Here is a 10,052-nt window from a genome sequence, read left to right on the forward strand (position 1 = left end):
GCCCAACGGCCGGATTCCGGAGGTGACGATGACCGCTGAGCGCTGACACCGCAGCCCCGGCCGGTGTGACCCTGCCGGAACTCGTTTGATTGATCTTCCGCCGCAATGCATAATCATACGTATGACGGTGAAGGTCGCGGTGGCCGGGGCGAGCGGGTACGCGGGCGGGGAAGCCCTCCGCCTGCTGCTGGCGCACCCCGAGGTCGAAATCGGTGCGGTGACGGCGGCGAGCAGCGCGGGCACACCGCTGGGTCAGCACCAGCCCCACCTGGTCCCGCTGGCCGGGCGCATCCTGCAGGAGACCAGCGCGGAGACGCTGGGGGGCCACGACGTGGTCTTCCTCGCGCTGCCGCATGGTCATTCAGCGGAGATCGCGGCCCAGCTCGGGCCCGACGTCCTGGTCGTCGACCTGGGCGCCGACCACCGCCTGACCAGCGCGGCCGACTGGCAGCGCTGGTACGGCGGCGACCACGCCGGGACCTGGCCCTACGGCCTGCCCGAGCTGCCGGGCGCGCGCGAGAAGCTGGCCGGCGCCAAGCGGATCGCCGTCCCGGGCTGCTTCCCGACCGGGGGCACGCTCGCGCTGGCTCCCGCACTGGCAGCGGGCCTGGTGCGGCCGGAGGTGACCATCACGGCCGTGACGGGCACGTCCGGCGCGGGCAAGAGCCTCAAGCCGCACCTGCTCGGTTCCGAGGTGATGGGCTCGGCGAGCGCGTATGGCGTCGGCGGCGCGCACCGGCACACGCCCGAGTTCGCGCAGAACCTGACCTCGGTGGCCGGCGTGCCGGTGACCGTGTCGTTCACGCCGGTCCTCGCGCCGATGCCGCGCGGCATCCTCACCACGGCGAGCGCGCCGCTGGCAGGCGAGACCGACACGGCGGCGGCGCGCGCGGTGTACGAGAAGGCCTACCAGGCCGAGCCGTTCGTGCAGGTCCTGCCCGAGGGCAGCTGGCCGGTCACCTCGGCGACGCTGGGCTCGAACAACGTGCAGCTGCAGGTCGCGGTGGACGCCGACGCGGGCCGCCTGGTCGTCGTGGCCGCGATCGACAACCTGACCAAGGGCACCGCGGGCGGCGCCATCCAGTCCATGAACATCGCACTCGGTCTCCCCGAGACCACCGGCCTTCCGACAGTAGGAGTCGCACCGTGACCGTGACCGGACCCAAGGGGTTCCGCGCCGCAGGCGTGGCCGCCGGGATCAAGGCATCCGGCGCCCTGGACCTCGCGCTCGTCGTCAACGACGGGCCCGAGCAGGCGGCGGCGGGGGTCTTCACCCGCAACGTCGTCAAGGCGGCGCCGGTGCTGTGGTCCCAGGAAGTGCTGCGGCACAAGCGGTTGCGCGCGGTCGTCCTCAACTCCGGCGGCGCGAACGCGGCCACCGGGCCCGGCGGCTTCCAGGACACCCACGCCACCGCCGAGAAGGTCGCCGAACTGCTGGAGGTCGGCGCGATCGACGTCGCGGTGTGCTCGACCGGCCTGATCGGGGAGCGGCTGCCGATGCCCGCCGTGCTGTCCGGTGTGGACGCCGCGGTCAAGGCGCTGGACACCACGAGCGAATCGGCGCTGGCCGCCGCGACCGCCGTGATGACCACGGACACCAAGCCGAAGCAGACGCTGCGGAGCCACGACGGCGGCTGGAGCGTCGGCGGTTTCGCCAAGGGCGCGGGCATGCTCGCCCCGAACCTGGCCACGATGCTGTCCGTCCTCACCACCGACGCGGTCGTCGACCCGGACGCGCTCGACGCCGCGCTGCGGGCCGCCACCCGCGTCACCTTCGACCGCCTCGACGTCGACGGCGGCACGTCCACCAACGACACCGTCCTCGTGCTCGCCTCCGGGGCCAGCGGCGTCACGCCGGGCCTCGACGAGTTCACCGACGTCCTCACCGCCGCCTGCATGGACCTCGTCCAGCAGCTGCGCGCGGACTCCGAGGGCGTCACGAAGGAGGTCGACGTCGTCGTGCGCGGCGCGGCCAGCGAGCAGGACGCGATCAACGTCGGCCGCACCGTCGCCGAGGACAACCTGGTCAAGACCGCGTTGTTCGGCTCGGACCCGAACTGGGGCCGCGTCGCGATGGCCGTCGGGCGTGCCCAGGCCGAGATCGACCCGGGCACGCTGTCGATCAGCATCAACGGCGTCACGTTGTTCGCGAACGGCACCACGGCGGCCGACCGCTCCGCCGCGGACCTGTCCGGCCGTGCCATCGAGATCGTGATCGACCTGGGCGTCGGCGCCAGCACGGCCACGATCTTCACCACCGACCTGTCGCACGCCTACGTCGAAGAGAACAGCGCCTACTCCTCATGACTCCTCCCGAACTGGTCGCGGCCGACGACCGGATGGCCACCGCGGCAGAGAAGGCCGGCGTGCTGATCGAGGCCCTGCCGTGGCTGCAGCGGTTCCACGGCGCCACCGTCGTCGTCAAGTACGGCGGCAACGCGATGATCGACGACGAGCTCAAGCGCGCGTTCGCCCAGGACATGGTGTTCCTGCGGCTGGCCGGCCTGCGCCCGGTCGTCGTGCACGGCGGCGGCCCCCAGATCACCGCCATGCTGAGCAGGCTCGGCATCGAAGGCGAGTTCCGCGGTGGCCTGCGCGTCACCACCCCGGAGACGATGGACATCGTCCGCATGGTCCTGGTCGGGCAGGTGAGCCGCGAGCTGGTCGGGCTCATCAACGCCCACGGCCCGTACGCGGTCGGCATCTCCGGTGAGGACGCGCAGCTGTTCACCGCCGAACGCAAGCAGGCCACCGTGAACGGCGAGTCCGTCGACGTCGGCCTGGTCGGCGAGGTCGCCTCGGTCAACCCGGACGCGGTGCTGGACATCGTCAACGCGGGCCGCATCCCCGTGGTGTCCACAGTGGCCCCCGACGCGGACGGCGTGGTGCACAACGTCAACGCCGACACCGCGGCGGGCGCGCTCGCCGCCGCGCTGGACGCCGAGAAGCTGGTCGTGCTGACCGACGTCGAGGGCCTCTACGCGAACTGGCCGGACCGCTCGTCGCTGATCGACCGGATTCGCGTGGACCGGCTCGAAGAACTGCTCCCGACCCTGGCCAGCGGCATGATCCCGAAGATGGAGGCCTGCGTGCGCGCGGTGCGCGGCGGCACCCGCCGTGCCCACGTCATCGACGGCCGCATCGCCCACTCGGTCCTGCTCGAGGTGTTCACCTCGCGCGGGATCGGCACCATGGTCCTCCCCGAACAGGAGTCCTGATGGACGCACTCTCCTCCAACGCGGACGGCAGGCAGCACTGGCAGTCCGCGCTCATGGACAACTACGGCACCCCCGGCCTCACCCTGGTGCGCGGCGAGGGCGCCCGCGTCTGGGACGCCGACGGGGCCGAGTACGTCGACCTGGTCGGCGGCATCGCGGTCAACGCGCTGGGGCACGCCCACCCGGACATCGTGGCCGCGGTGACCGAGCAGATCACCAAGCTGGGCCACACCTCCAACCTCTACGTCAACCCGGTGACCGTCGAGCTGGCCGAGGCGCTGCTCGACGTCGCCGGCCTGACCGGGCAGGGCAAGGTCCTGTTCGTCAACTCCGGCGCGGAGGCCAACGAGGCGGCGCTGAAGATCAGCAGGCTCACCGGCCGCACCAAGGTCGTCGCCTGCGAGGGCGCCTTCCACGGCCGCACGATGGGCTCGCTGTCGCTGACCGGCCAGCCCGGCAAGAAGCAGCCGTTCGAGCCGCTGGTCCCGGGCGTGGTGCACGTCCCGTTCGGCGACGTGGACGCCCTGCGCGCGGCCGTCGACACCGAGACCGCCGCGGTGTTCCTCGAGCCGATCCTCGGCGAGGGCGGCGTCGTCCCCGCGCCCGACGGCTACCTGCAGGCCGCGCGCGAGATCACCAAGGCTGCCGGCGCCCTGCTGGTGCTCGACGAGGTGCAGACCGGCATCGGCCGCACCGGCGACTGGTTCGCCTTCCAGCGGGCCGGGATCACCCCCGACGTCATCACCCTGGCCAAGGGCCTCGGCGGCGGCCTGCCGCTGGGCGCGGTGATCGGCGTCGGCGAGGCGGGCGAGTTGTTCAAGCCCGGCCAGCACGGCACCACGTTCGGCGGCAACCCGGTCTGCTGCGCGGCCGGGCTCGCGGTGCTGCGCGCGATCTCCCGCGACGGCCTGATCGACCACGTCTCCCGCGTGGGCAAGGACATCGCCGCCGGCGTCGAGGAGATGGCCCACCCGCTGGTCAAGGGCGTGCGCGGCGCCGGCCTGCTGATCGGCATCACGCTCGGCGAGCCCGTCTCGCCCGCCGTCGCCCAGGCCGCCCAGGCCGCGGGCTACCTGGTCAACCCGGTCGCTCCCGACACGATCCGGCTGGCCCCGCCCCTGATCCTGAGCCAGGAGCAGGCCGAGGGCTTCCTCGCCGCGCTGCCCGGCGCGCTCGACACCACCACCACGAAGGACTGACTGCCCGATGCTCCGCCACTTCCTGCGCGACGACGACCTGACCCCGGACGAACAGCTGGCCGTCCTCGACCTGGCCGCCGAGCTGAAGAAGGACCCGCTGTCCAACCGGGCACTGGCCGGCCCGAAGTCGGTGGCCGTGCTGTTCGAGAAGAACTCGACCCGGACCCGGCTGTCGTTCGAGGTCGGCATCGCCCAGCTGGGCGGCCACCCGATCATCGTGGACGGCCGCTCGATGCAGCTCGGCCGCGAGGAGACGATCGAGGACACCGCGCGGGTGCTCTCCCGCTACGTCGACGCCGTCGTCTGGCGCACCTTCGCCCAGCAGCGCATCGTGGCGATGGCCTCGGCCGCCACGGTCCCGGTGGTCAACGCACTCACCGACGAGTTCCACCCGTGCCAGGTGCTGGCGGACCTGCAGACCATCCGCGAGCGCAAGGGCAGGCTGGCCGGCCTCACGCTCACCTACCTCGGCGACGGCGCCAACAACATGGCCCACTCGCTGCTGCTCGGCGGGGTCACCGCGGGCCTGCACGTGCGGGTCGTGGCGCCGGAGGGCTTCCAGCCGGACGCCGACGTGGTGACCGACGCCAAGAAGCGGGCGGCGGAGACCGGCGGCAGCGTCGGCCTGTTCACCGAGCCGCACGCCGCGGTCGAGGGCGCCGACGTGCTGGTCACCGACACCTGGACCTCGATGGGCCAGGAGAACGACGGCATGGACCGGGTCACCCCGTTCAAGAAGCTGCAGGTCAACACCGAGCTGCTGGCCGAGGCCGGGGACGACGCGATCGTGCTGCACTGCCTGCCCGCCCACCGCGGCTGGGAGATCACCGACGAGGTGATCGACGGCCCGGCCAGCGCGGTGTGGGACGAGGCCGAGAACCGCCTGCACGCGCAGAAGGCGCTGCTGGTCTGGCTCCTGGAGCAGGAGGCTTCGCGACGATGAATCGCGCCGCCCGGCAGGCCCGCATCGTCGAGCTGGTCTCGTCGATGGCCATCCGCAGCCAGACCGAGCTGGCGAAGCTGCTGGCGGCGGAGGGCGTCGAGGTCACGCAGGCTACGTTGTCCAGGGACCTCGACGAGCTGGGCGCGGTCAAGCTGCGGGGCGCGGACTCCGGCGCGCCGGTGTACGTGATCCCCGAGGACGGCAGCCCGGTGCGCGGGGTCCAGGGCGGGACGTCGCGGCTGTCGCGGTTGCTGGCGGAGCTGATGGTGTCGGTGGACGCGTCCGGGAACCTGACGGTTCTGCGCACGCCGCCGGGCGCGGCGCAGTTCCTGGCCAGCGCGATCGACCGGGCCGCGCTGGAGGAGGTGGTCGGGTCGATCGCGGGCGACGACACCGTCGCGGTGATCGCCAGGGAGCCGCTCACCGGCCGGGACCTGGCCGACCGGTTCTCGGCGCTGGCGCGGCGTTCCTCTACTTTGGACTTGCACGACGACGGATGAGCGAAGGCTGAGACGAACACATGGCAGACAACGGCCAACCGGGGATCGCGCTCTGGGGCGGGCGCTTCAGCAGCGGACCGGCCGAGGCGATGGCGGCGCTGAGCGCGTCGACCCACTTCGACTGGCGGCTGGCGCCCTACGACATCGCCGGTTCCCGGGCCCACGCCCGGGTGCTGCACCGGGCCGGGCTCCTCACCGAGGACGAGCTGACCCGGATGCTCGCCGCCCTGGACGCGCTCGCCGCGGACGTCGCCTCGGGTGAGTTCACGCCGACGGTCGCCGACGAGGACGTGCACACCGCCCTGGAGCGCGGCCTCATCGAGCGCGCGGGCGCCGAACTGGGCGGCAAGCTGCGCGCCGGCCGGTCCCGCAACGACCAGGTCGCCACGCTGTTCCGGATGTGGCTGCGCGACGCGGGCAAGCGCGTCGCGGCCGGCACGCTGGACGTCGTGGACGCACTGGTCGCCCAGGCGCGCCGCCACCCGGACGCGATCCTGCCGGGCCGCACCCACCTCCAGCACGCCCAGCCGGTGCTGCTGGCGCACCACCTGCTCGCCCACGCGCAGTCGCTGCTGCGCGATGTGAGCCGGCTGCGCGACTGGGACGCCCGCACGGCCGAGTCGCCCTACGGTTCGGGCGCGCTGGCCGGGTCGTCGCTCGGGCTCGACCCGGAGGCCGTCGCCGCCGAGCTGGGCTTCGCCACCAGCGTGGACAACTCGATCGACGGCACCGCGTCCCGCGACTTCGCCGCCGAGTTCGCGTTCGTGCTGGCCATGCTGGGCGTGAACCTCTCCCGCATCGCCGAAGAGGTCATCATCTGGAACACCGCCGAGTTCGGCTACGTGACGCTCGACGACGCCTGGGCCACCGGCAGTTCGATCATGCCGCAGAAGAAGAACCCCGACGTCGCCGAGCTGACGCGCGGCAAGTCCGGACGGCTGATCGGCAACCTGACCGGCCTGCTCGCCACGCTCAAGGGCATGCCACTGGCCTACAACCGGGACCTGCAGGAGGACAAGGAACCGGTCTTCGACTCGGTCGAGCAGCTGGAGCTGCTGTTCCCGGCCATCGCCGGGATGGTCGGCACCCTGACCTTCCACACCGGGCGCCTGGCCGAGCTCGCCCCGGCCGGCTTCACCCTCGCCACCGACATCGCCGAGTGGCTGGTGCGGCAGGGCGTGCCGTTCCGCGTCGCGCACGAAGCGGCGGGGGAGTGTGTGCGGGTGGCCGAGGCGCGCGGCGCGGGCCTGGACGAACTCACCGATGAAGAGCTGGAGAAGATCAGCCCGGCGCTCACCCCGCGGGTGCGGGAGGTGCTGACCGTGGAGGGCTCGGTGGCTTCCCGCGACGCCCGCGGCGGCACCGCCCCGGCGCGCGTGGCCGAACAGCTGGAGCGGCTCGTTGCGCGGGTCGCCGACCACCGGCAGTGGATCGGGTGAACCTCGACCACCTCGTCTACGCGACACCGGACCTCGCCGGGACGGTGGCGGAGCTGCGCGGGCGCGGGATCGACCTCGTGCCCGGCGGCCCGCACCCGGGGCGCGGCACGCGCAACCACCTGACCGGGCTCGGCGACGGGGCCTACCTGGAGGTCATCGGCCCCGACCCGGAGCAGGAGGCGCCGGACGGGCCGCGCTGGTTCGGCATCGACGACCTGTCCGGCCCCCGGCTGGTCGCCTGGGCGATCCGGGTGCCGGACCTGGCCGCGGCGCTGGAGCGGTCGCGGGCCGCCGGCTACCCGTTCGGCGACGCGCGGCCGATGTCGCGACGGCGGCCGGACGGCGTGCTGCTGAGCTGGTCGCTGGCTTTCCCAGCGCAGGACGGGGAAGTGGTGCCGTTCCTGATCGACTGGCAGGACTCGCCGCACCCGAGCGAGAGCCTGCCCGAGCGTGCATCGCTGGTGTCGCTGACCGGCGTCCACCCTGATCCGGGCCTCGTCGCGGGCCCGCTCGCCGCGGTGGACGCCGCGCTGACGGTCGTCACCGGCCCGGCCCCGCGGCTGGAAGCGGAGCTCGCCACGCCCGGTGGCGAGGTGGTACTGCGATGACCGGACGCCTGTTCAAACGCGAGGAGCTGGCGATCGACCCGGTCGACCTGGCCCACGTCCTGCTCGGCTCGGTGCTGGAGTGCACGGGCTCCGAGGGCACCGTACGCGCGCGGCTGGTCGAGGTGGAGGCCTACCGCGGGGAGGACGACCCCGCGTCGCACTGCTACCGCGGGCGCACCGCGCGCAACACGGTCATGTGGGGCCCGGCGGGTCACCTGTACGTGTACTTCGTCTACGGCATGCACTTCTGCGCCAACGTGGTCGGCCGGGAGGACGGCGAGGCGGGAGCGGTGCTGTTGCGCGCCGCCGAGATCACCGACGGCGCCGACCTGGCCCGATCCCGGCGCAAGGCCGCGCGCAAGGACGTCGAGCTGGCCCGCGGGCCGGCGCGGCTGACGTCCGCGCTCGGCATCGGCCCGCAGCACAACGGCGCCGACCTGGTGGACCCGCAGTCGCCGGTGCGCCTGCTGACGGGGGAGGAGATCCCCGCCGAGCGCGTCCGGTCCGGCCCGCGGGTCGGGGTGGCGGCGGCGATGGACACCCCATGGCGGTTCTGGATCGACGACTCCCCGGCCGTGTCGCTCTACCGGCGCGGCGGACGGGCCCGCCCCGCCAAATAGTCGGTTGACCTCGTAGGAGAGTATCGAGCCGTGAGCGAACACATCCTCGACGAACTGTCCTGGCGCGGGCTGATCGCGCAGTCCACCGACATCGACGCGCTGCGGAAGGACCTGGACGCCGGTCCGCTCACCCTCTATGGCGGCTTCGACCCGACCGCGGAAAGCCTGCACGCCGGCCACCTCGTCCAGCTGCTGACGCTCGCCCGGTTCCAGCAGGCGGGCCACCGGCCGATCGTGCTCGGCGGGGGAGCGACCGGCCAGATCGGCGACCCGCGGGACGTCGGCGAGCGCTCGCTGGTCACGCCTGAGGTGACCGCCGCCCGGCTGGAGAAGATCCGGGTGCAGCTGGAGAAGTTCGTGATCTTCGACGACTCGCCGACCGGGGCGATCGTGGAGAACAACCTGAACTGGTTCAAGGACGTGTCGGCGCTGGACTTCCTGCGTGACGTCGGCAAGCACTTCTCGGTGAACGTGATGCTGGCGCGGGAGACGGTGAAGCGGCGCCTGGCCTCCGACGGCATCTCCTACACCGAGTTCAGCTACCTGCTCCTGCAGTCCTACGACTACCTGACGCTGTTCCGGAAGTACGGGACGAAGCTGCAGATCGGCGGCTCGGATCAGTGGGGCAACATCGTCGGCGGCGTGGACTACATCCGCAAGGTCGACGGCGCGAGCGTGCACGCGCTGACCACGCCGCTGGTCACCGACTCGGAGGGCCGCAAGTTCGGCAAGTCCACCGGCGGCGGGAACCTGTGGCTCGACCCGGAGATGACCTCGCCGTACGCGTGGTTCCAGTACTTCGTGAACGTCGCGGACTCCGACGTCCTGCCCTACCTGCGCATGCTGACCTTCGTGCCGCGCGAGGAGATCGACGAGATCGCGCGGCTCACGGAGGAGAAGCCGCACCTGCGGGCCGGCCAGCGCCGGCTCGCCGAGGAGCTGACGACGCTGGTGCACGGGGAGGACCAGACGCGCCAGGTCATCGCCGCGAGCCAGGCGCTGTTCGGCCGCGGTGAGCTGGCGGAGCTGGACGCCCGCACGCTCGACGCGGTCATGGCCGAGGTGCCGGTGGGCGAGGTGCGGCTCGCGGACGAGCCGACGATCGTCGACCTCCTCGTGGCCACGGGTCTCGTGGACAGCAAGGGCGCTGCCCGCCGCACCGTGAAGGAGGGCGGCGCGTACGTGAACAACGCGAAGATCGCCGACGAGGAGTGGCGGCCGGAGCTCGGGGACGCCCTGCACGGGACGTGGCTCGTGGTCCGCCGCGGCAAGCGGAACACCGCCGGGGTCAAATTGCTGGCCTGACCAGGGCAAACGCGGTTAAGGGACCCCCCTGTTCGAGGGGGGTTTCCGACCATGTAAAGTTCTCTTCGTCGCCAGGGAGACCGGGCCGGGGCCGAGAGGCCCAGGAGCGCGGGGTACCGGGCGGGGGGTCACGAACCAAGCTCCCACCGATGGTGGTAGAGTGGGTGACCGCCGCCGGACGAAACCACAGCGAAATTGGAGTCGCGAGACTTCGCGCGCT

Annotated in this window: 10 protein-coding genes; all 10 read left to right on the plus strand. The window is 72.4% G+C overall.

The features are described 5' to 3' along the window. Window positions 1–121: 121 nt before the first annotated feature. From argC to tyrS, 10 genes are read left to right on the plus strand one after another with little or no spacing between them, the layout of a single operon-like run. Window positions 122–1,150: an N-acetyl-gamma-glutamyl-phosphate reductase gene (argC, locus tag AMY39116_RS0325360; RefSeq protein WP_020420424.1), complete on the plus strand. Its 1,029-nt coding sequence runs from the start codon at window positions 122–124 to the stop codon at window positions 1,148–1,150. Further along, window positions 1,147–2,307, plus strand: coding sequence for a bifunctional glutamate N-acetyltransferase/amino-acid acetyltransferase ArgJ (gene argJ, locus AMY39116_RS0325365; protein WP_020420425.1), 1,161 nt, complete (start codon window positions 1,147–1,149; stop codon window positions 2,305–2,307). The genes argC and argJ overlap by 4 nt, the downstream gene beginning before the upstream one ends. Beyond that, window positions 2,304–3,218, plus strand: coding sequence for an acetylglutamate kinase (gene argB, locus AMY39116_RS0325370; RefSeq protein ID WP_017981990.1), 915 nt, complete (start codon window positions 2,304–2,306; stop codon window positions 3,216–3,218). Before argJ ends, argB begins: the two co-directional genes overlap by 4 nt. After that, entirely contained in the window at window positions 3,218–4,417 is a 1,200-nt protein-coding gene (locus AMY39116_RS0325375; protein WP_020420426.1) for an acetylornithine transaminase, read from the plus strand. The genes argB and AMY39116_RS0325375 overlap by 1 nt, the downstream gene beginning before the upstream one ends. A 7-nt stretch (window positions 4,418–4,424) precedes the next feature. Continuing rightward, window positions 4,425–5,360, plus strand: a complete 936-nt coding sequence (argF, locus tag AMY39116_RS0325380; protein WP_020420427.1) for an ornithine carbamoyltransferase — start codon at window positions 4,425–4,427, stop codon at window positions 5,358–5,360. After that, window positions 5,357–5,860, plus strand: coding sequence for an arginine repressor (locus AMY39116_RS0325385; protein WP_020420428.1), 504 nt, complete (start codon window positions 5,357–5,359; stop codon window positions 5,858–5,860). Before argF ends, AMY39116_RS0325385 begins: the two co-directional genes overlap by 4 nt. 20 nt (window positions 5,861–5,880) lie before the next feature. Continuing rightward, window positions 5,881–7,299: an argininosuccinate lyase gene (gene argH, locus AMY39116_RS0325390; protein ID WP_020420429.1), complete on the plus strand. Its 1,419-nt coding sequence runs from the start codon at window positions 5,881–5,883 to the stop codon at window positions 7,297–7,299. Next, the gene (locus AMY39116_RS0325395) at window positions 7,296–7,907 is read left to right on the plus strand and encodes a VOC family protein (protein WP_020420430.1); all 612 of its coding nucleotides are present in this window, start codon (window positions 7,296–7,298) and stop codon (window positions 7,905–7,907) included. Before argH ends, AMY39116_RS0325395 begins: the two co-directional genes overlap by 4 nt. Then, on the plus strand, window positions 7,904–8,527 hold the full coding sequence (locus AMY39116_RS0325400) for a DNA-3-methyladenine glycosylase (RefSeq protein WP_020420431.1): 624 nt from the start codon (window positions 7,904–7,906) through the stop codon (window positions 8,525–8,527). Before AMY39116_RS0325395 ends, AMY39116_RS0325400 begins: the two co-directional genes overlap by 4 nt. A 30-nt stretch (window positions 8,528–8,557) precedes the next feature. Then, a complete protein-coding gene (gene tyrS / locus AMY39116_RS0325405; RefSeq protein ID WP_020420432.1) occupies window positions 8,558–9,832 on the plus strand; it encodes a tyrosine--tRNA ligase in 1,275 nt (424 codons plus the stop codon). Window positions 9,833–10,052 lie beyond the last annotated feature (220 nt).

The sequence above is a fragment of the Amycolatopsis sp. ATCC 39116 genome, from assembly GCF_000231075.2.
GTDB classification, from domain to species: Bacteria; Actinomycetota; Actinomycetes; order Mycobacteriales; family Pseudonocardiaceae; genus Amycolatopsis_E; species Amycolatopsis_E tucumanensis.

Bases quoted from the DNA above. Each gene is read 5' to 3' on its own strand.
- argC (WP_020420424.1), top strand. From the start codon at position 122: ATGACGGTGAAGGTCGCGGTGGCCGGGGCGAGCGGGTACGCGGGCGGG.
- argB (WP_017981990.1), top strand. From the start codon at position 2,304: ATGACTCCTCCCGAACTGGTCGCGGCCGACGACCGGATGGCCACCGCG.
- AMY39116_RS0325375 (WP_020420426.1), top strand. From the start codon at position 3,218: ATGGACGCACTCTCCTCCAACGCGGACGGCAGGCAGCACTGGCAGTCC.
- argF (WP_020420427.1), top strand. From the start codon at position 4,425: ATGCTCCGCCACTTCCTGCGCGACGACGACCTGACCCCGGACGAACAG.
- AMY39116_RS0325385 (WP_020420428.1), top strand. From the start codon at position 5,357: ATGAATCGCGCCGCCCGGCAGGCCCGCATCGTCGAGCTGGTCTCGTCG.
- argH (WP_020420429.1), top strand. From the start codon at position 5,881: ATGGCAGACAACGGCCAACCGGGGATCGCGCTCTGGGGCGGGCGCTTC.
- AMY39116_RS0325400 (WP_020420431.1), top strand. From the start codon at position 7,904: ATGACCGGACGCCTGTTCAAACGCGAGGAGCTGGCGATCGACCCGGTC.